Annotated in this window: 20 protein-coding genes and 1 tRNA gene; 9 read left to right on the plus strand and 12 right to left on the minus strand. The window is 71.1% G+C overall.

The genetic code is table 11. The features are described 5' to 3' along the window. Window positions 1–26: 26 nt before the first annotated feature. Window positions 27–524, plus strand: coding sequence for a hypothetical protein (locus tag AB0P41_RS15560; RefSeq protein ID WP_033297163.1), 498 nt, complete (start codon window positions 27–29; stop codon window positions 522–524). A 9-nt stretch (window positions 525–533) separates the two neighbouring features. Here the strand turns inward: AB0P41_RS15560 and AB0P41_RS15565 are convergent, their stop codons facing one another. Then, window positions 534–1,232, minus strand: coding sequence for a pentapeptide repeat-containing protein (locus tag AB0P41_RS15565; protein WP_365932383.1), 699 nt, complete (start codon window positions 1,230–1,232; stop codon window positions 534–536). Between the two features lie 109 nt (window positions 1,233–1,341). Here AB0P41_RS15565 and AB0P41_RS15570 point away from each other — a divergent pair, with 109 nt between their 5' ends. After that, window positions 1,342–2,538, plus strand: coding sequence for an NAD(P)-binding protein (locus AB0P41_RS15570; protein ID WP_365932385.1), 1,197 nt, complete (start codon window positions 1,342–1,344; stop codon window positions 2,536–2,538). 79 nt (window positions 2,539–2,617) lie between these two features. Then, on the plus strand, window positions 2,618–3,607 hold the full coding sequence (locus AB0P41_RS15575; protein ID WP_365932387.1) for a zinc-binding dehydrogenase: 990 nt from the start codon (window positions 2,618–2,620) through the stop codon (window positions 3,605–3,607). Window positions 3,608–3,614: 7 nt separating this feature from the next. Here the strand turns inward: AB0P41_RS15575 and AB0P41_RS15580 are convergent, their stop codons facing one another. Further along, window positions 3,615–4,091 carry a GNAT family N-acetyltransferase gene (locus tag AB0P41_RS15580; protein WP_356707966.1) on the minus strand — a complete coding sequence of 159 codons (477 nt, stop codon included), beginning with the start codon at window positions 4,089–4,091 and terminating at the stop codon, window positions 3,615–3,617. A gap of 38 nt (window positions 4,092–4,129) precedes the next feature. Further along, the gene (locus AB0P41_RS15585; protein ID WP_365932389.1) at window positions 4,130–5,041 is read right to left on the minus strand and encodes an aminoglycoside phosphotransferase family protein; all 912 of its coding nucleotides are present in this window, start codon (window positions 5,039–5,041) and stop codon (window positions 4,130–4,132) included. Window positions 5,042–5,115: 74 nt separating this feature from the next. On the opposite strand from AB0P41_RS15585, the gene AB0P41_RS15590 reads away from it, so the two are divergent. Continuing rightward, window positions 5,116–6,516: an FAD-dependent oxidoreductase gene (locus AB0P41_RS15590; RefSeq protein WP_365932391.1), complete on the plus strand. Its 1,401-nt coding sequence runs from the start codon at window positions 5,116–5,118 to the stop codon at window positions 6,514–6,516. Window positions 6,517–6,546: 30 nt separating this feature from the next. Here the strand turns inward: AB0P41_RS15590 and AB0P41_RS15595 are convergent, their stop codons facing one another. The 4 genes from AB0P41_RS15595 to AB0P41_RS15610 are packed head-to-tail and all read right to left on the minus strand — an operon-like array spanning window position 6,547 to window position 11,396. Next, complete coding sequence (locus AB0P41_RS15595) at window positions 6,547–7,689, minus strand: XdhC/CoxI family protein (protein ID WP_365932393.1); 1,143 nt, start codon at window positions 7,687–7,689, stop codon at window positions 6,547–6,549. Continuing rightward, a complete protein-coding gene (locus AB0P41_RS15600) occupies window positions 7,682–9,811 on the minus strand; it encodes a xanthine dehydrogenase family protein molybdopterin-binding subunit (protein ID WP_365932395.1) in 2,130 nt (709 codons plus the stop codon). The genes AB0P41_RS15595 and AB0P41_RS15600 overlap by 8 nt, the downstream gene beginning before the upstream one ends. Further along, window positions 9,808–10,800, minus strand: coding sequence for a xanthine dehydrogenase family protein subunit M (locus tag AB0P41_RS15605; RefSeq protein WP_365932397.1), 993 nt, complete (start codon window positions 10,798–10,800; stop codon window positions 9,808–9,810). The genes AB0P41_RS15600 and AB0P41_RS15605 overlap by 4 nt, the downstream gene beginning before the upstream one ends. Continuing rightward, window positions 10,797–11,396: a 2Fe-2S iron-sulfur cluster-binding protein gene (locus AB0P41_RS15610; RefSeq protein ID WP_356707972.1), complete on the minus strand. Its 600-nt coding sequence runs from the start codon at window positions 11,394–11,396 to the stop codon at window positions 10,797–10,799. The genes AB0P41_RS15605 and AB0P41_RS15610 overlap by 4 nt, the downstream gene beginning before the upstream one ends. A gap of 233 nt (window positions 11,397–11,629) precedes the next feature. On the opposite strand from AB0P41_RS15610, the gene AB0P41_RS15615 reads away from it, so the two are divergent. Then, entirely contained in the window at window positions 11,630–12,217 is a 588-nt protein-coding gene (locus tag AB0P41_RS15615; RefSeq protein ID WP_356707973.1) for a TetR/AcrR family transcriptional regulator, read from the plus strand. A 25-nt stretch (window positions 12,218–12,242) separates the two neighbouring features. Here the strand turns inward: AB0P41_RS15615 and AB0P41_RS15620 are convergent, their stop codons facing one another. Next, a complete protein-coding gene (locus AB0P41_RS15620) occupies window positions 12,243–14,342 on the minus strand; it encodes a restriction endonuclease (RefSeq protein WP_365932399.1) in 2,100 nt (699 codons plus the stop codon). A gap of 148 nt (window positions 14,343–14,490) precedes the next feature. After that, window positions 14,491–14,563, minus strand: a tRNA-Thr gene (locus tag AB0P41_RS15625). Window positions 14,564–14,720: 157 nt separating this feature from the next. Between AB0P41_RS15625 and AB0P41_RS15630 the strand changes: the two genes are divergently transcribed. From AB0P41_RS15630 to AB0P41_RS15645, 4 genes are all read left to right on the plus strand, one after another. After that, window positions 14,721–16,121: an RNA-guided endonuclease TnpB family protein gene (locus AB0P41_RS15630; protein ID WP_365932401.1), complete on the plus strand. Its 1,401-nt coding sequence runs from the start codon at window positions 14,721–14,723 to the stop codon at window positions 16,119–16,121. 335 nt (window positions 16,122–16,456) lie between these two features. Further along, complete coding sequence (gene ugpC / locus AB0P41_RS15635; RefSeq protein WP_365932403.1) at window positions 16,457–17,593, plus strand: sn-glycerol-3-phosphate ABC transporter ATP-binding protein UgpC; 1,137 nt, start codon at window positions 16,457–16,459, stop codon at window positions 17,591–17,593. Between the two features lie 225 nt (window positions 17,594–17,818). Then, window positions 17,819–18,232, plus strand: a complete 414-nt coding sequence (locus AB0P41_RS15640; protein WP_356707977.1) for a hypothetical protein — start codon at window positions 17,819–17,821, stop codon at window positions 18,230–18,232. 36 nt (window positions 18,233–18,268) lie between these two features. After that, window positions 18,269–18,988, plus strand: coding sequence for a nucleotidyltransferase family protein (locus AB0P41_RS15645; RefSeq protein ID WP_356707978.1), 720 nt, complete (start codon window positions 18,269–18,271; stop codon window positions 18,986–18,988). 114 nt (window positions 18,989–19,102) lie between these two features. On the opposite strand, the gene AB0P41_RS15650 is transcribed toward AB0P41_RS15645, so the two are convergent. The 3 genes from AB0P41_RS15650 to cysS form a co-directional block, all read right to left on the minus strand. Then, on the minus strand, window positions 19,103–20,722 hold the full coding sequence (locus tag AB0P41_RS15650) for a DoxX family membrane protein (RefSeq protein WP_365932405.1): 1,620 nt from the start codon (window positions 20,720–20,722) through the stop codon (window positions 19,103–19,105). A gap of 207 nt (window positions 20,723–20,929) precedes the next feature. Further along, window positions 20,930–21,886 carry a 23S rRNA (guanosine(2251)-2'-O)-methyltransferase RlmB gene (gene rlmB, locus AB0P41_RS15655; protein ID WP_356707980.1) on the minus strand — a complete coding sequence of 319 codons (957 nt, stop codon included), beginning with the start codon at window positions 21,884–21,886 and terminating at the stop codon, window positions 20,930–20,932. A 105-nt stretch (window positions 21,887–21,991) separates the two neighbouring features. After that, window positions 21,992–23,389 (minus strand): cysteine--tRNA ligase, encoded by a 1,398-nt coding sequence (gene cysS, locus AB0P41_RS15660; RefSeq protein ID WP_356707981.1) that lies wholly within the window; start codon window positions 23,387–23,389, stop codon window positions 21,992–21,994. Between the last annotated feature and the right edge of the window lie 23 nt (window positions 23,390–23,412).

A 23,412-nucleotide genomic window follows, 5' to 3' on the forward strand; every position in this document is an offset into this window, starting at 1 on the left:
CTCGCACGGCATGACACCATCGAACCGTGCTCGACATCGGCTACTCCCTCTCCCGGCGCTTCCCGGACCCCCCGCAGACCGACTACCGCCGCGCGGACGTCCACGCCCTGCGGCACGACCTGTTCTCCGGCGACGTCTACCTCGCCGACACCAAGGCCGACCGCGAGGTGTCCACAGCCTGGGGATGGGTCCCCGTGCTCGACTTCGCCTGGGCACTCTGCGACATCGTCGAGCAGATCGACCGCGACCCCCGGGGCAACCGCTCACACCGCCAGCAGTACGCCGAACTCGACTTCACCGAATCGTCCGACCGCATGCTCTTCGAGCGCCGCTTCGGCTGGGTGGACGTCGAGGCCGACTGGATGCCCGGCGACGAACCCCCGCTCACCTTCAGCCACTCCCTGCTGCGCCGCGAGGCCCGCGACTTCCTGCACGACCTCATCGCCGACCTGGCCGACATGCACGAGGGCCTCGCCGACAACCCCGTCGTCTGGGACCTCCAGGCCCGCTTCCCCCGCCTCTGAGGGCCCTGGCTACGCCTCCACCCGCACCCCGATCTGCGCCGCGAACGCCGGAGCCAGCTCCATCAGCTGCGACGGGCTGATCACCGCCCCCGCCAGCCGCTCCACACCCCGCGCGATGTCCAGCTCCGCGACCGTCCGCAGATCGACGGACTCCATCCGCACCGCACTGAAGTCGGCACGCTTCAGCACACAGTCCCGGAACTCCACCCGGACCAGCTGCGCCTCCCCGAAATCCGGCTCCGAGAGCACACACCCCTCGAACACGACGTCCTTCAGCCGCGCCTTGCGGAGATTCAGGTAGTCGATCTTCCCGCCCCGCACCAGCACCCGCTCCAGCACCGCGCCGTGCAGCTGCACCCCGCCCAGCCGCGCGTCCAGGACCTCCACGTCCCGCAGCGACGCCCCCGCGAGATCGGTGCCCACACCCCGCACCCCCGACAGCACCGAGTCGATGAACCTGGCCCGCACCAGCTCCGTACGGTCCAGGGCGCAGCCGCGCAGCTCGCAGTCCATGAAGCGCGCGCCCGGACCCGACGCGTCGGCCAGGTCCGTCTCCCCGAACCGCACCCCGTCGTAGTCCCCGTCGGGCTCCAGGCCCTCCCCTTCGTACTCCACGAGGGGCGGCAGCCGGACCTCCGGCCGCCGCGCCTCGGCCACCCCGTCCCTGGCGCCCGCGCTCCTGCTGCTCCTGTTGCCTGTACGTGCCATGCCCCCCATCGTGACGCACAGCACTGACATCGCCCCGGCCCGGTGTCACAGAACGCGAAGACCGAACCGTCCTCCCTGCAGAAGCGCCCCACAGCAAGGAGACCCAGCCATGCAGCGCATCCACATCGTCGGCGGCGGCCTCGCCGGACTGACCGCCGCCATCACAGCCGCCGAGTCCCGGGCCCAGGTCACCCTCCACGAGGCCCACCACACCCTCGGCGGACGGGCCAGGACCTCCGACGGCCCCTACCTCACCAACGAGGGGCCGCACGCCCTGTACCGCCGTGGACCGCACTGGACCTGGCTCGAACAGCGGAAACTCCTCGGCCCGATGGCCTCCGTACCGCCCCTCGAAGGCACCCGCTTCCTCTTCCGCCGCGACGGCGCCCTGCGCAGGACCCCGCCCCTCGCCATGCTGCGCCTCGCCCGTCGCAGCGCCCGCACGGCCCCCGTCGACACCGACTTCCTCAACTGGGCCACCGGTCAGGTGGGCGAGGACGGCGCCCGCGCGGCGGCGCACTACATGGGCGTGGCCCTCTTCCACCACGACCCCGGTTCGCTCTCCGCCGCCTTCGTCCAGCCACGCCTGCGCCGCGCGACCACGCTGCCGCCCGAGGCCCACTACCCCGTCGGCGGCTGGGCACAGCTCGTCGACCGGATGGCCTCCCTGGCCTGGAAGCTCGGCGTCCGCATCGAGACCGCCGACCGCGTCGGCCCCCGCGACCTGGCCGGCCTCCTCGCCGGCGGACCGGTGATCGTCGCCACCCACCTCGACTCCGCCCGCACCCTGCTGGAGGACCCCACCCTCACCTGGGACAGCGGCCGCACCGTCCTGCTCGACCTCGCTCTGCGGACCCGCCGCGGCGACCCGTTCATCGTCTCCGACCTCGACACCCCCGGCTGGATCGAACGGTTCACCGCCCAGGACCCGACCCTCGCCCCGGCCGGTGAACAGCTCATCCAGGCGCAGATCCCCCTCGCCCCCGGCACCCCGCGCGCCGACGCGGTCCGCCGCGCCGAGGACCTGCTCGACCTCGGCTTCCCCGGATGGCGCGACCGCACCACCTGGCGCCGCGAAGCACTCGCGGCCGGCCGCACCGGTGCCGTCGACAAGCCCGGCACCACCTGGCGCGACCGGCCCGCCGTCGACCGCGGCGACGGAATCCTGCTCGCGGGCGACCAGGTCGCCGCCCCGGGGCTCCTCAGCGAAGTCGCGTTCAACAGCGGCATCGAAGCGGCGGTCCTGGCACTGAAGCTCGTCGGCCGGACACCACAGGAGACGCCCCGCACAGCAGAAGCTCCTTGACCTCAAGCGCGCTTCAGGTCGGAAGGTGGGAAACACCAGTCACCGGCCAGCCACCACACCGCCACCCGGGGAGCCCACCATGCACGCCATCCGCCTCCACGCCTTCGGCCCCGCGGAGAACCTCCTCCACGAACGGACCGAGGACCCCGTCCCCGCCCCCGGACAGGTCCGCGTCGCCGTGGCCGCGGCCGGCGTGCACCTCCTGGACACCCACCTGCGCGAGGGCAGACCCGGCCCCTACCCGGTCACCGCCGCCGATCTGCCGACCATCCCCGGCCGCGAGATCGCGGGCACCGTCGAAGCCCTCGGAGAGGGCACCGACCCCGCCTGGCTCGGCCGCGACGTCGTCGCCCACATCGGTACGGCCCCCGGCGGCTACGCCGAACTGACCGTCGTCGACGCCGGGAAGCTCCACCCGCTCCCCACAGGGCTCGACGCGGCCGAGGCCGTCGCCATGATCGGCACCGGCCGCACCACCCTGGGCATCGTGCAGTTCACCGACCTCGGCCCCGGCTCCGTCGCCCTCGTCACCGCCGCGGCCGGCGGCATCGGCACGCTCCTCGTCCAGTACGCCAAGAACGCCGGAGCCACCGTCGTCGGACTGGCCGGCGGACCCGCCAAGACCGCCCGCGTCGCGGAGAACGGAGCCGACCTCGCCATCGACTACACCCTCCCCGACTGGCCACGCCGCGTCCGCTCCCACCTCGAAACCCTCGGCCGCCCCGCCACGGTCCTCTTCGACTCGGTAGGCGGGACCACGGCCCGTGCCGCCCTCGACCTCCTCGGCCCGGGCGGCGAACACCTCGTCTACGGCGCCTCCGGCGGACAGACACCGGACCTCGGCGAGCAGGAACTCGCCGAGCGCGGCATCACGTCCCGCAGCGTCCTGGGGCCCTCCATGATCGAGAAGGGCGGCGGCATGAGGGCCCTGGAGACCCGCTCCCTCGCCGAAGCCGCCGCAGGCCGCCTCCGCCCCGCCGTCCAGCGCTTCCCGCTCGCCGCAGCGGCCGAGGCCCACCGCGCACTGGAAACCCGTGGCACGGTGGGCAAGGTCGTCCTCGTACCGTAGAAAGCCCTCAGGCCGCTCCGAGCTCCGCCAGCGCCCCGTCCGTCAACCGGTACACCGTCCACTCGTCCTGGGGACGCGCGCCCAGCGACTCGTAGAACGCGATGGACGGGGCGTTCCAGTCCAGCACCGACCACTCCAGGCGCCCGTAACCGCGCTCCACACAGATCCGCGCCAGCTCCGTCAGCAGCGCCTTCCCGTAACCTCCGCCACGCCGCCCGGGGCGCACGTACAGATCCTCCAGATACACCCCGTGCACCCCGCGCCACGTCGAGAAGTTGAGGAACCACAGCGCGAAACCGACCACCTCGCCGTCGTCGTCGGCCACCGCGACATGCGCGTACGCCGCGGGACGCTCACCGAACAGGGCCTCGCGCAGCTGCTCCTCGGTGGCGTTCGCCTCGTCGAGCGCCTTCTCGTACTCGGCGAGCTCACGGACCATGGCATGGATGGCGGGGACGTCTTCAGCAGTGGCTACGCGAATCATGGGGGGCAGCCTAGACAAACGGGCCGGCCCCTCGCGCCTCAGTCCCGCCCGAGCAACTGCCGGGCGATCTCCGCATGGTCCGCGTACAGCCGCGGCCTCCCCCGGCGGATCCCCCACAGCGCGTTCTGCAGCACCCGCCCCAGCGTCCACGCCCTCGCCCGCTCCCGGTCCAGCTCCAGCACCCCGCACAGCAGACCGAACCTCCAGAGCACCTCCGACGCGTCCCACCTCTGGTCCAGCGCCGGAAAGAGGTCGAACGCCGGATCACCCGCCAGCGGCTTCGGATCCAGGGCCACCCACTCCCCCGCCCGGCCCTCCTCGGCGCGCCCCGCCAGGATGTTGGCGTAATGCAGGTCCCAGTGCAGCAGACGGTCCCCCGGCTCCCCCGCCACCTCCCGCACCGCGGCCGCACAGTCCAGCAGCAGCCGCCGCTCCCCCGCGTCCTCCAGCACCCCGACCGCCCCGGGCGTCTCCGCCAGCATCCGCGCCGCCAGATCCCCCAGCCGCCGGATCCCCGGCGGAGCCGGCACACGCACCAGCCGGGACAACGACTCCGCGAGCACCCGCACCGCCACCCGCGCATCCGGCACCTCCGTCAACGGGCGCCGCTCGTCCAGCCGTTCCAGCAGCATCGCCCCCGTCGCCGCGTCGTGCTCCAGCAGGCCCACCGCCCCCGCACCCGCCGCACCCCACACCCGCAGCGCGACCGGCTCACCCACCGTCTCCGCGTCCACCATCTGAAGCTTCAGCGCCGCCCCACGGCCGTCCGCCTCCCGCACCACCGGAAGCACCAGCGCACACATCCCGCACATCGAAGCCCCGTCGAGCCGCAGCCCCCACTCATCCAGGAACCTCCCGGCCAGCACGGGCAACCCGGCGGCGAACGCCCGCCCCTCCGCGCCGCTGTGCTCACTCAGCTTCACAACCAGCTCATCCGGAACATCGATCACACCCCGAGCCTAGGCCGTGTACGTCGGGAGGTACCCTCCAGCGACCGGTCTGCACACGGACAAGCAGGGGACACATGAGCACCGTCAGTACGGTCAACGGCGGCATATCGTTCTGGTACGCGGACGATGGCACCCCCGCCCCACGCGAACCCCTGCCCGGCGACACCGGCGCCGACGTCTGCATCGTCGGCGGCGGCTACACCGGACTCTGGACGGCGTACTACCTCAAGAAGGCCGTCCCCTTCCTCAACATCACCGTCCTGGAAGCCAAGTTCTGCGGATACGGCGCCTCCGGCCGCAACGGCGGCTGGCTCTACAACGGCATCGCCGGCCGCGACCGCTACGCCCGGCTCCACGGCCACGACGCCGCGGTCCGCCTCCAGAAGGCCATGAACGACACCGTCGGCGAGGTCATCCGCATCGCCGGCGAGGAGAAGATCGACGCCGACATCCACCACGGCGGCGTCCTCGAAGTCGCCCACACCCCCTCCCAGCTCGCCCGCCTCAAGGACTTCCACTCCGTGGAGATCGCCTTCGGCGAGCAGGACCGCGTCCTGCGCGGAGCCCGCGAGACCGCCGAACGCATCCGCGTCTCCGGAGCCGTCGGCTCCAGCTGGACCCCGCACGGCGCGCGCCTGCACCCCGCCAAACTCGTCAAGGGCCTCGCCGACACCGTCGAAGCCCTCGGCGTCACCATCCACGAGTCGACACCCGTCACCGAGATCAAGCCCAAGCACGCCGTCACCCCCTACGGCACGGTCCGCGCCCCCTACGTGCTGCGCTGCACCGAAGGCTTCACCGCAGGGCTCAAGGGCCAGAAGCGCACCTGGCTCCCCATGAACTCCTCCATGATCGTCACCGAGCCCCTGCCCGAATCCCTCTGGGACACCATCGGCTGGGACGGCCGCGAAACCCTCGGCGACATGGCCCACGCCTACATGTACGCCCAGCGCACCGCCGACGACCGCATCGCCCTCGGCGGCAGGGGCGTCCCCTACCGCTACGGCTCGGCCACCGACCACGACGGACGCACCCGGCCCGCCACCGTCGAGGCCCTCCGCGACCTGCTCGTCCGCTTCTTCCCCACCACCGCCGGCACCCGCATCGACCACGCCTGGTCCGGCGTGCTCGGCGTCCCCCGCGACTGGTGCGCCACCGTCACCCTGGACCGCTCCACCGGCCTAGGCTGGGCCGGCGGCTACGTCGGCTCCGGCGTCGCCACCGCCAACCTCGCGGCCCGCACCCTGCGCGACCTGATCCAGCAGGACTCCGGCCAGGCCGGACCCACCGACCTCACCGCCCTGCCCTGGGTCAACCACAAGGTCCGCCGCTGGGAACCCGAACCCCTCCGCTGGCTCGGCGTCCACAGCCTCTACGCCGCCTACCGCGCCGCCGACCGCCGCGAGGCCGCCTCACCGCGCCTCGGCACCGACCGCCTCGCCAAGGCTGCGGACCGCATCGCCGGCCGGCACTGACCGACCCGCGACACGGTCCGCCTCCGGACCTCAGGCGGCCTCCGCCCCGGCCGGCCGCCTCCCGTCGTGGTGGATCGGCGTCGCCGCACCCGTGAGAGGAACACCCGTCCCGCCCCGCCGGGCCGCGACGATCTCCGCCGCGATGGACAGGGCCGTCTCCTCCGGCGTACGCGCCCCCAGGTCGAGTCCGATCGGCGACCTGAGCCGCGCCAGCTCGCCCTCCTCCAGCCCCGCCTCCCGCAGCTTCCGGTCACGGTCCGCATGCGTACGGCGCGACCCCATCGCCCCGACGAACGCGACCGGCATCCGCAACGCCTGCTTCAGCAAGGGGACATCGAACTTCGCATCGTGCGTGAGCACGCACAGAACCGTCCGCCCGTCCGTCGCGGTGCGCCGCAGATAACGGTGCGGCCAGTCCACGACCAGATCGTCCGCCTCGGGGAAGCGGGCCCGGGTCGCGAAGACAGGACGGGCATCACACACCGTGACGTGATAACCCAGGAACTTGCCCGCACGCACCAGCGCCTCCGCGAAATCGATCGCACCGAACACGATCATGCGAGGCGGCGGCACATTCGACTCCACGAGAAGCGTGAGGCCACCGGGACAGTGCGTTCCGTCCTCCGCCAGGTCCCGGGTGCCCGTGACTCCCGCGTCGAGCATCGCCCGCGCCTCCGCCGCCACCGTCCGGTCCAGCCCCGAGTCACCGCCGTACGACCCCTCGTACGACCCGTCGGCGCGCACCAGGAGCACCCCGCCCAGGAGCCCGGCCGGACCACGGACGACCCGGGCCAGGGCCGTCGGCTCACCCGAAGCGGCGGCCGACAGCGCCGACCGGACCACCTCCCGGGCGGACGACCGCAGGCCGAACGGAGTGACCATCACATCGATGACCCCACCACAGGTCAGCCCGACCGCGAAGGCGTCCTCGTCGCTGTAACCGAACCGCTCGACCACGGTCCCGCCGTCCTCCAACGCCTGGACGCACAGGCCGTACACCGCCCCCTCCACACACCCGCCGGAGACCGAACCGACAACCGTGCCCTCACTGTCGACGGCGAGGGCCGCACCCGGACCACGCGGCGCGCTGCCGCCGACCGCCACGACGGTCGCGACGGCGAACCCCCTTCCCTCCTCGGCCCAACGGGACAGCTCACCGGCGATGTCAAGCATGCGGACCAGCCGTGAGAACACGGTCGGGCCTGATCGGCAGCGAACGGTGACGCACACCCGTCGCGTGCCATACGGCGTTGGCGATCGCCGCCGCCGCACCCACGATCCCGATCTCACCGATGCCCTTGAACCCCACCGGATCGTCCGGGTCCGGGTCGTCCACCCACTCCGCCTCCACGACCGGCACATCGGCGTTCGTGGAGACGTGATAACCCGCCAGATCCGGACCGTAGAGGGCGCCCGTCCTCCTGTCCCTCACCGCCTCCTCGTGCAAGGCCATGGAGATACCCCAGGTCATCCCGCCCACCAACTGGCCACGCGCCGTCAACGGGTTGACGATCCGCCCCGCGGCGAAGACACCGAGCATGCGGCGCACCCGCACCTCACCCGTCGACACGTCCACGGCCACCTCGGCGAACTGCGCCCCGAACGAATGCCGCTCCTTCTGCGTGAGCGCCCCGATCGCCTCCGTCGTGTCCGACCGCACCGTGATGCCCTCCGCCGGAACGACACCACTCAGCGCGAGCCGCTCCCGCAGCTCCTCCGCCGCGGCGGTGACCGCCCACGCCCACGACCGGGTGCCCATCGAGCCCCCGGCGATCATCGCCGGACCGAAGTCGCTGTCACCGATCCGTACGCGCACCCGGCCGGTCGGCACCTCCAGGGCATCCGCCGCGACCAGGGTGAGCGCCGTCCGCGCCCCCGTGCCGATGTCCGCCGCGTTGATCCGCACGGTGAACGTGCCATCGGCCTCAGCCGTCACAGCCGCCGTCGACGGCATCGCTCGCGCACCGAAGGAAGCCGCCGCCGTCCCCGTACCGAGCAGCCAGCGCCCCTCCCGGCGCACACCCGGACGCGCATCCCGGCCGGCCCAGCCGAACCTCCGGGCCCCCTCCCGGAAACACGCCGGCAGGTTACGCGTCGCGAACGGCAGCCCGGAGACCGGACCCACCTCGGGCTCGTTACGCAGGCGCAGCTCGATCGGGTCGACACCGCACTTCTCCGCGAGCTCGTCGAGCGCCGACTCCAGCGCGAACGATCCCGGCGCCTCCCCCGGCGCGCGCATGAACGTCGGACTCGGCACATCGAGCGGTACCACCCGGTTCGCCGTGTGGTGGGCGGGCGCGTCGTACATCACCCGGGCCGGCCCGGCCCCCGACTCGACGAACTCGTACACCGTCGAGGTCAGACTCACGCAACGGTGCGCCAACGCCCGCAGCCGCCCCTCCGCGTCGGCGCCGAGCCGGACCCGCTGAGTCGTGGGGCTCCGGTAACCCGCGAGCGAGAACGTCTGCCGCCGCGTCATCACCACCCGCACCGGACGCGACAGAGCGGTCGCCGCCATCACAGCGGCCACCTGGTGCGCACGGACACCCTTGCTCCCGAATCCACCCCCGACGTGCTCGGACCGCACGCGCACCGACGCCGGATCCAGCGAGAACAGATTCGCGAGCTCACCCGCCACCCACAGCGTGCCCTGGTTGGAGTCCACGACCTCCAGCCGGCCACCGTCCCACAGGGCGGTCACCGCATGCGGCTCCATCGAGTTGTGGTGCTCCTCAGGAGTGGAGTACACCGCGTCCAGGACGACGTCGGACGCCGCCAGTTCGGCCTCCAGGTCCCCCTTCTCCTCCACTCCCGCGCCGCTGGGGCCGGCCACCGCGTGCGCGTCCGGGTACTCACCGGCGAAGGTGACGTCGTGCGGCTCCTCCTCGTACCGCACCACCAGCGCCTCGGCGGCCTCCCGGGCCTGCTCGGAGGTCTCGGCCACCACCAGCGCGACCGGCCAGCCCGCGTGCGGCACCCTGTCGTGCTGGAAGACGGCGACGGTCGGGTCCGGCGGCATACCGAGCATGCCGACGTAGTCCGTGTCGACCCGCGGGGCGTTCCCGTGGTGCAGGACCATGAGGACGCCCGGCATCCCCGTCACCGTCTCCGTATCCACCGAGCGGATACGGCCACGGGTGATCGTCGACAGCACCAGCCATCCGTGCGCGAGCCCGGCGAAGGGGATCTCGCCCGCATAGCGGGCCGCACCGGTGACCTTGTCGCGGCCCTCCACGCGGGTGTGCGCGGTGCCGACGGCCTTGGCCGCCCTCGTACCGGTCGTGGTGGTGGTCATCGGGCGGCCTCCTCGGTGAGTTCGCTGAGCACGGCGACGACGAGATTGCGCATCAGCGTCACCTTGTACGCGTTGTCCGGCAGCGGCCGGGCGGCCGCCAGTTCGGCATCGGCAGCCGCGGCGAAGGCCGCAGCGGAGGCCGGCCCGCCGGTCAGGGCCTGTTCGGCGGCGACGGCCCGCCACGGCCGGGACGCGACGGCCCCGAAGGCCAGCCGCACCTCCCGCACGACACCGTCACGAACGTCGAGCGCGGCGGCGACCGAACCGATCGCGAAGGCGTACGACGCACGCTCGCGCACCTTGCGGTAGAGCGAGTTGACCGCCACCGGGGCGGGTGGCAGGGCCACGCCGGTGATCAGCGCCCCCGCCGGCAGGGCGGTCTCCCGGTGCGGGGTGTCCCCCACCGGAAGATAGAACCCGGCGAGCGGCACCCGGCCCGGCCCGTCGGCCGTCTCGTACTCGACGACGGCGTCGAAGGCGGTCAGCGCCACCCCCAGGTCGGAAGGGCTGGTGGCCACGCAGTGGCCGGAGGCGCCCAGGATCGCGTGGTTGTGGTGCTCGCCCTCGATCGCGGGGCAGCCACTGCCGGGAACACGCTTGTTGCAGGGCTTGGACACGTCGGCGAAGTAGCCGCAGCGGGTCCGCTGCAACAGGTTCCCGCCGACGGTCGCCATGTTGCGCAACTGCCCGGAGGCACCGGCCAGCACCGCCTGCGTCAGCGCCGGGTAGCTCCGCCGCACCTCCGGGTGGGCCGCGAGGTCGCTGTTGGTGACGGTCGCACCGATGCGCAACCCGCCGTCCTCGGTCACCTCGACGCGGTCCAGGGGGAGTTCCCGTACGTCGACGAGCCTGCCGGGCCGCTCGACACCGGTCTTCATCAGGTCGACGAGACTCGTGCCGCCGCCCAGGAAACGGGCGTCGGGGTCGGCGTCGAGCAGCGCCAGGGCGCCGGAGACGTCGACCGCGCGTTCATATCCGAACTCCCTCATGCCGAGGCCCCCTCGCGCTTGCCGTCCCACGTACTCTCATCGGCGCGGACAGCCTCCGCGTGGATCCCGGCCGCGCGTTCGACCGCCTGCACGATCGACACGTACGCACCGCAGCGGCACAGGTTGCCGCTCATCCGCTCCCGCACCTCATCGGCGGTCAGCGGTGGCGGCCCCGCCTCGGGACTCAGATCACCGGTGACGGCGCTCGGCCAGCCGGCGGCGTGTTCCTCGATCACCGCGACGGCCGAACAGATCTGGCCGGGCGTGCAGTAACCGCACTGAAAGCCGTCGAGGTCGAGGAACGCCTGCTGCACGGGGTGCAGTTCCTCACCCTCGGCGATGCCCTCGATGGTGGTGATCTCCCGCCCCTCGGCCGCCACCGCCAGCTGCAGACAGGCGACGGCCCGGCGTTTGTCGAGGAGGACGGTGCACGCACCGCACTGCCCTTGGTCGCAGCCCTTCTTCGTACCGGTCAGATCGAGACGCTCGCGCAGGGCGTCGAGCAGGGTGGTGCGGTGGTCGACGGTCAGCGTGTGCTTCTCGCCGTTGATGTTCAGAGTGACGGCGCTGTACGTCGACGAGGGCGTAGGGGCCATGATCAGCCTTCTTTCGCGTTCCCGGACCACATCGCGAGGACGGTCCGGCAGGCAGGGGAGACGGAAGTCGCAGAGACGTAGAGGGAGGCCGGTGCGTACCACCGGCTGTCCACCCGGGCCATGCACCGCTAAGGTGTACCTAAGTGGACAACTGTCCGTTCACTGGGAAACGTAGTGGACAGTTGTCCACTTATCAAGGGTGGGTTTCGGCCACGGACCCGCGAGGAGGACGAGTGCAGCAGAAGAAGGACGCGCCTCTGCGCTCGGACGCGCAGCGGAACCGCGAGCGCATCCTGGAAGTCGCCCTGACGGAACTGACGCTCTGCGCGGACGTCCCGCTCAGCGTGATCGCCAGAAAGGCGGGCGTCGGCCAGGGCACGTTCTACCGCAACTTCCCCAAGCGCGAGTCCCTGGTCCTGGAGATCTACCGCCACGAGATGCAGCAGGTCGCCGATGCCGCGACCGACCTGATCAGAACCCACGAGCCCGACCGGGCCCTGCGCGAGTGGATGGACCACCTCGCCCGGTTCGCCATGACCAAGGCCGGCCTGGCGAACGCGATCCGCCAGGCCACCAGCGCCCCCGGCAGCCCCGAAAAACCGGGCCACACCCCGGTGACCTCAGCGGCGGAACTCCTGCTCCGCGCCAACGAGGAGGCCGGCACCATCCGCCCCGGAGTCACCGCGGACGACTTCGTCCTCGCCATCGCCGGCCTCTGGCAACTCGACCCCGCCGGCGACTGGCAGACCCGCGCCACCCGCCTGCTCGACCTCGTCATGGACGGGCTGCGGGCGGGGGCGCCGGGCGGAAAACAGCAGTAAGACCTCGGGCCCCGCAGCTCAGCGGCTATGCCACCTCGATGCCGTACTCCCGCACCAAAGCCTCCAGCCCGCCCGGATACCCCTTCCCCCCAGGCACGAACTCCCAGTCGCCGGAACCCCGCAGCCGGAACGACCCCAGGACCAGCGCCACCTCACCCGCCCGACCGTCGGACACCTCCAACCGGTCCAGCTCCACACCTGCCGCGTCCCGCAGCCGGATACCGGCCTCCGTGAAGCCCGCAAGGTCTCCGCCCGGGTCGGCCTCCGGGTCCACCGCAGCCACGAGCACCACCCGATCCGCCTCCCCGGGCAGCGCGTCGAACGACACCCGCACCGCAGCACGGTCCCCCGCGAACCCGGGCACCGCCCGCACCGCACCCTCAGGAGTCCGCGGATTGTTGAAGAACACGAAGTGGTCGTCACTCAACACCTGGCCACCACGGCACACGAGCACACACACATCCAGCGCCACGCCGCCCGACCACGTCATGCCCAGCACGTTGTAATCCCCGCCCGGTGCGTCCTCATCGTCCGGCGACGACCGCTGAGCGGGCACCATCGCCTCACCCGCACCGCCCGACAACCTTCCCCGCAGACCACAACGCCCCAGAAGGTCAACCAGCTCGGCACCCGACACGAGCGTCAACGGCTTACCGTTGGCGAACGCGTACGAACCGGGCCCGAAACCGGACGTCGTCACCAACACCCCCTTGTTGGCGCCCGCTCCCTGCACCGTGCCGTACAGATCGCGCACCGCGCTCGGAGGAACCGTGTTCCGATAGCGCTTCACCTGCACGATGATCTTCCCGCCGCTGATCGGATCCGGATCCAGCGCCTCCACGTCGACACCGCCGTCATTCGAGCGCTGCGTCGTCACCGCACGCATCCCCCGCGCCCGGAACAACTCGGCCACCAACCCCTCGAACTCGATCGGATCCATCTCCAGCAGATCCGGCTCCCCACCACCACCGTGCGACACAGCACCTGAACCCAAATCCGCAGGCACCCTCCCCGGCCGCACAGCCACCCGCTGATCCGGACGCGCCGACAACTGCCCCCGCAACCCCTCCGTCAGGCAGTCCACAGCACTCACCTGCTCCAGGTTCAGCCCACCGAAATCAGCCCGCGAAACCATCACCGTGCTCAGGAAGACCACAGCCTGCCGCCCCGTCGCCGGATCCACGTCATCCACGAAACCGTTCAGCGCGACAGACTCCACGACCCCGAACTCGTCCGCCGCGAACACATCCCGCAACACCAACAACACGCACTGAGCCAGAACATCCCGGTACAGAGCCCTCCGCTGACCGACAGGCCGGGGCGTCTCCTTCTCCCGGTCCGAACCCACCAGATACCGCACGATCTTCGACTCCGGAACCACCGACAGGCCCGGCAACTCCCAGTCCAGCACCAACTGCCGACCCGCCGGATCGAACGCAGCCGTCACCTGACGAGGAAACTCCGCCGGCCACGCCGACGACGCGTACAGCGCAGCCGAAAAATACTCCACCACCGCATCCACATCACCCCGCCGCAGCGCCACAGCCATCTCCGCGACCCCGGCATTGTGCCGACGGATCTCACCCAGCTGCCCCTGCGCCCAGTCGTCGTACTGACGCCGGTACAGCGCGAGCTGCTGCTGACGCAACGCCTCCGCCGCCTGCGCTGCCTGCCAGTCCAACTGGTAGCGCGCATGAGCCTCATGCTGCGCCTGCGCCCGCCTCCCCGCGCTCCAACCACCCTGCGCCTGGTAGCGGTTCACGTCAGGCATGGGAACGGGGTGCGCCAACTGCCCGGGCGCAAACAGCTCGATGCTCTCCGCACGCGCCAGCGACGCGGTCCGGAACGCAGGCATCCGCGAACCGGCGGCCAGCAAGCCCTCCAGCACACCGACCCGAGCCTCCAACTCCTCCGTCCGCCGCGCAGCGTCCGCCTCACGCCGCCGCCGGTACTCCGCCTGCTGCTCCCGATGCAACCGCGCCATGTCGCGCTCATGGGCCCGCTGCAACCGCTCCTGCTCACGCGCACCCTGTACGGCGGCCCGATGCTGCGCTTCGTGCTGACGCTGGAGCTGACGCTGGGACTCCGCCCACGCACCGACCAGACCATTGGACCGACGACTCATCTCCCGCGCCCCCACCCGTCTCCACGTTTCCTGCACATGTCTTACACGGAGGGAAACACCCATGTCCCGGGAGTGGCAGATCTGGGAGCGACACAGCGGTCCGAGCGACAAAAAAACCAGGCCAGCATGGCGCTGACCTGGTGTTTTGAGCCGCCTGTCGGAATCGAACCGACGACCTGGAGCTTACAAGGCAACCGCTCTGCCAACTGAGCTAAGGCGGCAGCGCGCACGCAAAAACCGCGCGCGCAAGCCCTCACTCTACACAGCGGCTCGCCCACCGCTCCACGAAGTTTTGCCGCCACCGTGACCATCCGACCACCCGTGCGTTAAGAGGACTGACGTGCTGTTCCGTATATCGGACAGTCGGGGGGAGCGGGCATGACGGACACAGCTGACCAGCCGGTACGGGTGACAGGCGAAGAGGCCAAGCGCATCAAGCGCGACGCCCTGGGCATCGCCGACCGTAAGAAGCACCACGGCCGCGCGTCCACCGCCATGAGGGGCCGGGCCAAGGAGCCCGGCACGCAGCAGCGCGTGTACCGCTACCGCTTCTATCCGACTCCGTCACAGGCCGAGCAGCTGGAGAAGACCTTCGGAGCCTGCCGCTGGGTCTACAACGAAGGGCTGGCCCTGCGCGTCGGCGCGTGGGAGCGGCATCGGGTGTCGGTGGGGTTCGCCGAGTCGTGCCGTGCGTTGACGGGGTGGCGGCAGGCGTCGGAGACGGGGTGGCTGCGTGAGGTGTCGTCGACGGTGTTGCAGCAGTCGTTGCGGCATCTGGACGGGGCGTTCACGCGCTTCTTCAAGCAATCGGCGAAGTATCCGCAGCGAAAGAGGAAGCACCGCTCGCGGGACTCGGCGACGTACGTACGGACGGGTTTCCGGTGGGTCGAGAACCCGGAGCTTCCGGGTACGGGGCGGTTGACGCTGGCGAAGCAGTCGGAGCCGCTCGACGTGCGGTGGTCGCGGCCGTTGCCGGCGGGCGTGGCTCCGGTGAAGTTGTCCGTGACGCGGGACCGGGTCGGCCGGTATTTCGTCTCGGTTCTCGTCGAGGAGCGGATCGAGCCGTTGCCTGCCGTGTTCCTGCCGGGTGGGCAGGAGCCGAGGGCGGTGGGGATCGATCTGGGTCTGGCGGCGCTGGTGACGCTGGACGACGGGACGAAGGTGGATCACCCGCGGCTGTTGCGGAAGTACGAGAAGGAGCTGGCGCGGTTGCAGCGGGGGCTGCACCGGAAGAAGAAGGGGTCGGCGAACCGTGGGAAGGCTCGGGAGCGTATCGCTCGGCTGTATGCGCTGATCAGCGATGTGCGCAGGGACATGCTGGACCAGCTGACCACCCGCCTCGTGCGCGAGAACCAAGTGCTCGTGGTGGAGGATCTGGCGATCATGAATCTGCTGCGGCCGGCCGTGGGGAAGGGGCGTCGGCGGAAGGCGGCGCTGAGTCGGTCGATCACGGACGCGGCCTGGGGGGAGCTGTTGCGGCAGCTGCGTTACAAGTGCGAGTGGTACGGGCGGACGCTGGTGATCGTCGACCGGTTCTTCCCGTCGACGCGGCGGTGCTCCGACTGTCACGCGAAGGGGTCGTCGCTCGATGTGTCGGTGCGGGAGTGGACGTGCGCGGAGTGCGGCGCCGTGCATGACCGGGATGTGAATGCGGCGCGGAACCTCCGGGAGGAGGGGATGCGGCTGTACTGGCTGGTGGCGTCCGCGCTGCCGCCGCGGCGGGCGGCCCCGTCCGTGATCAAGGCGTCGGAGCTGGCAGACGTGCTGCTGGCTGCGTGAGCAAGTGCGGTACGGACCGACGGGCCGTCGGCCGTGAGGCCTGTGGAGCCCATGTAAGACCGGGCGGGTGTGCCCCTCAGGGGTGCGCCTGGTCGGCGGAGGGTGCTGAAGCAGGAAGTGCTGCGTCTGCGGCAGAGGTCAAAAGTATTCTGCTCTGCCCGCAGGCCGCACACGGTCAAAAGTGCGTTGCTCTGCCGACGAATTTTCGTGACCTTCGGACTACTGACAGATTCGAAAACGCCAGGTAGCGTCACCTCAGGTTCACTCCAGTGGACCACACCACTCCCTACTCGGATCGTCCGGCACGTTCCTGCCGGTTGAGGAGAAGCATCGTCATGGCCAGTGTCACGTTCGACAAGGCGTCCCGCGTCTACCCCGGCTCCACGAAGCCGGCTGTGGACCAGCTCGAGATCGACATCGAGGACGGCGAGTTCCTCGTCCTCGTCGGTCCTTCCGGTTGCGGCAAGTCGACCTCCCTGCGCATGCTCGCGGGTCTCGAGGACGTCAACGGCGGTGCGATCCGCATCGGTGACCGCGACGTCACGCACCTGCCCCCGAAGGACCGGGACATCGCCATGGTGTTCCAGAACTACGCGCTGTACCCGCACATGTCCGTCGCGGACAACATGGGCTTCGCGCTCAAGATCGCCGGTGTGAACAAGACCGACATCCGGGCGAAGGTCGAAGAGGCCGCCAAGATGCTGGACCTCACCGACTACCTGGACCGCAAGCCGAAGGCGCTCTCCGGTGGTCAGCGTCAGCGTGTGGCGATGGGCCGTGCCATCGTGCGTGAGCCGCAGGTCTTCCTCATGGACGAGCCGCTGTCGAACCTCGACGCCAAGCTCCGTGTCTCGACGCGTACGCAGATCGCCTCGCTGCAGCGCCGCCTCGGCATCACCACCGTGTACGTCACCCACGACCAGGTCGAGGCCCTCACCATGGGCGACCGTGTCGCGGTCCTCAAGGACGGTCTGCTCCAGCAGGTCGACTCGCCGCGCAACATGTACGACCGCCCGGCGAACCTCTTCGTGGCCGGCTTCATCGGCTCCCCGGCGATGAACCTCGTCGAGGTCCCGATCACCGACGGCGGCGTGAAGTTCGGCAACAGCGTCGTCCCGGTCTCGCGTGAGGCGCTCACCGCCGCCGCGAACCGTGGCGACACCACCGTCACGGTCGGCATCCGCCCCGAGCACTTCGACATCGTCGAGCACGGTGGCGCCGCCGCGACGGGCCTCTCCAAGGCCTCCTCCGACGCCCCCGCCGGTCTGGCCGTCTCGGTCAACGTGGTCGAGGAGCTCGGCGCCGACGGTTTCGTCTACGGTGGCGCGCAGGTCGGTGGCGAGCACAAGGACCTGGTCGTCCGCGTCGGCGGCCGCGCCGTCCCGGAGAAGGGCACCGAGCTGCACGTCGTGCCGCGCCCGGACGAGCTGCACGTCTTCGCCACCTCGACCGGTGAGCGTCTGACCGCCTGATCCTCACGATCCAGCCGCTACGGCCCCGCTCCCTCCGAGGGACGCGGGGCCGTTCGCGTGTCGCGGGCCGGATCGGGTTTCGGACCGGGCGGGCGCCGAATACCCTGGCACACCGGTTGTTTCGCCCCAGGGCGTCAACGCGCAATTCGAAAAGACTCCTCGAACCATCCCCCGCAAGGGTGACGAAATGTCGCCAAGTCATCACTGACCGCTACGCTCGCCTGCGTGACCCACACCGCGCGCCGAATCGGCCGAACCCTAGCTCTCGTACTGCCCGTCGTCATGGTTCTGTCCGGGACCCTCGCGGTCACCCGTGTGCAGTGGTCGGGGCAGGACACCGAGACCCAGCTGCTGACCGCCGCCTCGGAGACCGTGTCCAAGCGGGCGAAGGCCCGGGCACCTCAGGACGTCCTGCGGGACAAGCTCCTGCTGGAGCTCCGTGAGAAGGACCCGGGTGTCGCGCTGACGAGTCTCCAGCGCACCGTCGAGGGGCGGCCCTCCCTGGCCAAGCACTGCATGTCGATCGCCAAGGCGCTGGGCAAGGCCGCCGTGGACCAGTACGGTCCGACGCGCGCCCACCGCTTCTCGCGTCCGGTCTGCGACACGTCGTTCGCGTCCGGGGTCGCGCAGTTCAGCTGAGCCGGGCATGTCCGGGCACGGCATATCGTGCCTGGCATGCATACGTATCCGACGCAGGCCGTGATCCTGGCGGGTGGTCAGGGCTCGCGGCTGCGCCCGTACACCGATGACCGCCCCAAGCCGATGGTCGAGATCCCGGGGACCGGGACCCCGATCATCGGCCATCAGCTGTCCTGGCTGGCCGCCGAGGGCGTCACTGACGCCGTGATCTCGTGCGGCCATCTTGCCGATGTGCTGCAGGAGTGGCTGGACTCGGCCGTTCTTCCGTTGCGTGTCACGACCGTCGTCGAGACCGAGCCCTTGGGCCGGGGCGGCGGTCTCAAGCATGCCGCGGCTCGGCTGCCTGATCCGTCGGAGCCCTGGTACGCGACGAACGGCGACATCTGGACCCGTTTCTCGCTGCGGGAGATGGCCGCGTTCCACGCCGAGCGGGACGCCACCGCGACGCTCGCGCTCGCCCGTCCCCGGATTCCGTGGGGGGCCGTGGAGACCGACGCGTTCGGGCACATCACCGACTTCATCGAGTCGCCACCGTCGCCGTATCTGATCAACGCGGGCGTGTACGTCTTCGCGCCGGCGTTCACCGCGATGCTCCCGGACCGTGGCGACCACGAGCGGACGACCTTCCCCCGGCTGGCCCGGGAGCGCCGGCTGGCCGGGTACCCGCTGCCGCACGGGGCGTACTGGCGGGCGATCGACACCGCGAAGGACCTCACGGAGGCGGCGAAGGAGCTGGGCGCCCACGCGGGCGGCTGACCCGGTTCTGCGGGGCGGCTGGCCCGGACCCCCAGGGCGCGGACCCGCCCCTGTACGTAGGCGAGGACGGTCACCGGGTTTCGGTGACCGTCCTCGTGGTGTGTGGTGCCGGTGTCAGCCGAGCAGCCCGCCGATGGGGTTCTGACCGGCGCCGCCGGACGAGCCGCCGTCGGATCCGCCGGTGGTACCGCCGTCGTCCGAGCCGCCCGTGGTGCCGCCCGAGCTGTCGGATCCCGATGAGCTGGGGCCCGCGTCGCCGGTGGGCGGCTGCTGGGGGGCCGGCTCCTGCGGAGGCGCCTGGCCGGTGCCCTGGGTCTGGCTGGGCTGACCACCGGTGCTCGCTCCGGCCGTCGGGCTGGAGTCACGTCCGGTGTCGGCGCCCGGGGTGGACTCGTCGGCCGAGGGGGTGCCGGGGGCGCTGGAGGGGGAGGTCTCCGGGGTGCGGTTGTCCGGGGTCCTGGAGGGCTTGCCCTTCCTGTCCTTGAACTTCTCGGGGAGCGGGGAGCCGGGCAGCTGGTTGGTCGGGTAGCTGTCGGGGCCCGGCACGGTGACGACCTCGGTGGAGCGGACCGCTCCACCGAGCATGGAGCCGACCAGCAGGGTCAGGCCGACGACCACGGTGGCGACGGCGCTGCCGCGGCGCAGTACGCGGCGGCGGAGGTCCCAGATGCCGGAGCGCGGGCCGAGGGTGCGCCAGGCCTCCCCGGCGAGGCGTCCGTCGAGGGAGTAGACGGGGGCGCCGGCGATGACGAGGGGGCTCCAGGCGGCCAGCAGGATGATGTCGGGGGTGTCGTAGGCGGCGGCGGTGCGCCAGCTGACCGTCACGAGGATGGCGGCGGAGAGCAGGGCGCCGAAGGCCGCCGCGACGCGCTGCCAGAGCCCGAGGACGGTGAGGACTCCGACGACGACCTGGAGGAAGGCGACGGAGAGGCCGGCGGCGACGGGGTGGCCGAGTGCGAAGTCGCGCAGGGGTTCGGCGGCGGTCCAGGGGTGCAGCGAGGTGAGCCACTTGACCATGGAGCCGCGGTCGCCGCCGTCGAAGTAGGCGGGGTCGCAGAGTTTGCCCATGCCGGCGTAGATGGCGAGGAAGCCGAGGATGACGCGCAGCGGGAGGAGCACGACGCCGAGGTTCATCCGGCGGCCGGGGTAGTAGGCGTGCCGGACGGTGTCGCCGGCGGGGCGTCGTTCCCCGGCCGAGGTGCTGTCCTGGTCCTCGGTGTCGGGTTCGTAGGTGATGTCGTACGTGTCGCGGGCCGGGGTGTCGACGGTGTCGTACGCTCCGACGGCCTGCCGCATGGGTGGCAGCAGCGGGCCGGTGCGTCCGCCGGGCCGGAGTACGGGGTTGGGCTGGGTCTCGTCGAGGCGCGGGATGACCTGCGTGCCGCCGCCCGCGTCGTCGTGGCCCGCACCGAAGTCGCCGCCGGTGCGGGAGTCGAGGTGGCCGGCGGTGGAGTTCCGTACGGCCTGCAGGAGTCCGGTCGCTCCGGGGTCGCCCGGTTCGGACCTGCCGCTCCAGACGACGGGGGCCCGCCTGCGGCCGCCCGCGCCGCTCATGGCGGGGATCCTGGCCGGTCCGGCGGGGCCCACGGGGCGCAGACGGGTGCGCTGGCCCGGGGCGAGCTGCACCCGGAAGCTGGCGTGGCTGACGATGACCTGCGCGGGGTCGCTGTCCACCTTCGTCATGCTCAGGGCGGGTTGGTCGTCGAACCGAGGCGTTCTGGTGTCCACACTCATCTAACCGAGTGATGTGTGATTAGGACACTGCCTTGACGCGTCCGAAGTGTCCGAGACCCGTCAACAGTCCTCACCGGTACGTGTGTCCGCGTATTCCGGCAGGTCCCGGGGCGGTGGCGTGGGTCCACCAGCGGGCGTACCCGGTCCGGCCGGGGGCGCCCCGCGCGGCGTCCGCCGGCCGCGGGGCCCGGTCCCGTACGGCGGGGGTCACGCCCGGCGGCGTGCGACCTCGTACATCACGATGCCGGCGGCGACACCGGCGTTGAGGGATTCCGCGCCGCCCGGCATGGAGATGCGGACCCGGTAGTCGCAGGTCTCGCCGACGAGGCGGCCGAGGCCCTTGCCCTCGCTGCCGATGACGACGACGACGGGGCCGCCGAGGGCTTCGAGGTCCTCGACGGTGTGCTCGCCGTCGGCGGCGAGGCCGACGATCGCGATGCCTTCCTTCTTGTACGCCTCGAGCGCGCGGGTCAGGTTGGTGACCCGGGAGACGGGCGTGCGGGCGGCGGTGCCGGCGGAGGACTTCCAGGCTCCGGCGGTCATGCCGGCGGCGCGGCGTTCGGGCACGACGACGCCGTGGCCGCCGAAGGCGGAGACGGAGCGGACGATGGCGCCGAGGTTGCGGGGGTCGGTGACACCGTCGAGGGCGACGATGAGGGGGTCCTCGCCGTTGTCGTAGGCGGCGGCGGTGAGGTCCTGCGGGTCCGCGTACTCGTAGGGCGGGACCTGGAGGACGAGGCCCTGGTGGTTCAGGCCGTTCGTCATCCGGTCGAGCTCGGGGCGCGGGGCCTCCATGAGGTGGATGTTGCCGCGCTCACCGGCGAGCTGGAGTGCCTCGCGGACCCGCTCGTCGTTGTCGATGTACTGCTGGACGTAGAGGGTGGTGGCGGGCACGCCGTCGCGGAGGGCCTCGAAGACGGGGTTGCGGCCGACGACCATCTCCGAGGTGCCCTTGACGCCGCCGCGCCGGGGGGCGGGGCGGCGGTTGGCGGCCTGCTTGGCCTTGGCGGTGGCGATGCGGTTCTTCTTGTGCTTCTTGCGTTCCTCGGCGGGCGGCGTCGGTCCCCGGCCTTCGAGGCCACGGCGACGCTGCCCACCGCTGCCGACCTGCATGCCCTTCTTGTTGGACGTGCGGCGGTTCCTGCGCTGGCTGTTCCCGGCCATGACCTACCTGTTTCGTTGCTTCAGAAAGACGTCTTCAAGTGAAAGTGTGCCGCCCGGACGGCCGGGCGGCACATTTGCGCTGCTCACGCATGGTGCGCTGTCCGCTCAGCGCGGTCCGAGTGTCCACCGGGGTCCGCTGGGGCTGTCCTCGATGACGAGGCCGGACTGGTTGAGCTGGTCGCGGATGGCGTCGGCGGCGGGCCAGTCCTTGCGTTCGCGCGCGGACTGGCGCTGGTCGAGGACGAGGCGTACGAGCGTGTCGACGACGCCGTGGAGGTCCTCGCCGCGGTCGCTCTCGCCGGCCCAGTGGGGGTCGAGGGGATCGAGCCCGAGGACGCCGAGCATCGCACGGACCTCTGCGAGGCGGGCGACGGCGGCTTCCTTGTCGTCGGCGGCGAGGGCGGAATTGCCCTGCCGGACGGTGGTGTGGACGATCGCGAGTGCCTGCGGGACTCCGAGGTCGTCGTCCATGGCCTCGGCGAAGGCGGGCGGCACCTCGGGGGCGGCCTCGACGGGGCCGGCCTTCTCGACCACGCGCTGGACGAAGCCCTCGATCCGCGCGAACGCGGACTCGGCGTCGCGCAGCGACTCCTCGCTGTACTCGATCATGGAGCGGTAGTGCGGGGTTCCGAGGTAGTAGCGCAGGACGATGGGACGCCACTGCTTGACCATCTCGCTGACCAGCACGGAGTTGCCGAGGGACTTCGACATCTTCTCGCCGGCCAGGGTGACCCAGCCGTTGTGCACCCAGTACTTCGCGAACTCGTCGCCGAAGGCCTTGGCCTGGGCGATCTCGTTCTCGTGGTGCGGGAAGATCAGGTCGATGCCGCCGCCGTGGATGTCGAAGGCGGTGCCGAGGTATTTGTGCGCCATGGCGGAGCACTCCAGGTGCCACCCGGGCCGGCCGCGGCCCCAGGGCGTCTCCCAGCTGGGCTCGCCGGGCTTGGCGGCCTTCCACATGGCGAAGTCGCGCTTGTCCCGCTTGCCGGTCTCGTTGTCGCCGGAGGGCTGCCGCAGGTCGTCGAGGTCCTGGTTGGAGAGCTCGAGGTATCCCTCGTACGAGCGGACGTCGAAGTAGACGTTGCCGTCGGCCTCGTAGGCGTGGCCGCGCTCGATGAGGCCGCGCATCATCTCGACCATCTCGGTGATGTGGCCGGTGGCGCGCGGCTCGTACGTGGGCGGGAGGCAGCCCAGGGCGTCGTAACCGGCGTTGAACGCGCGCTCGTTCTCGTAGCCGATGGACCACCAGGGGCGGCCCTGCTCGGCGGACTTCTTGATGATCTTGTCGTCGATGTCGGTGACATTCCGGATGAACGTCACGTCGTATCCGCGGTATTCGAACCAGCGGCGCATGATGTCGAAGTTCAGTCCGGACCTGATGTGCCCGATGTGCGGGGCGGCCTGGACAGTCGCGCCACAGAGGTAGATCGAGACACAGCCCGCTGTGAGCGGGACGAAGTCACGAATCTGCCGGGCGTTGGTGTCATGCAGGCGAATAGTCACCCCTCAAGGGTAGTGGGCCCGCA

Origin of the sequence: Streptomyces sp. NPDC079167, from assembly GCF_040686735.1 — a bacterium.
Taxonomy (GTDB): Bacteria; Actinomycetota; Actinomycetes; order Streptomycetales; family Streptomycetaceae; genus Streptomyces.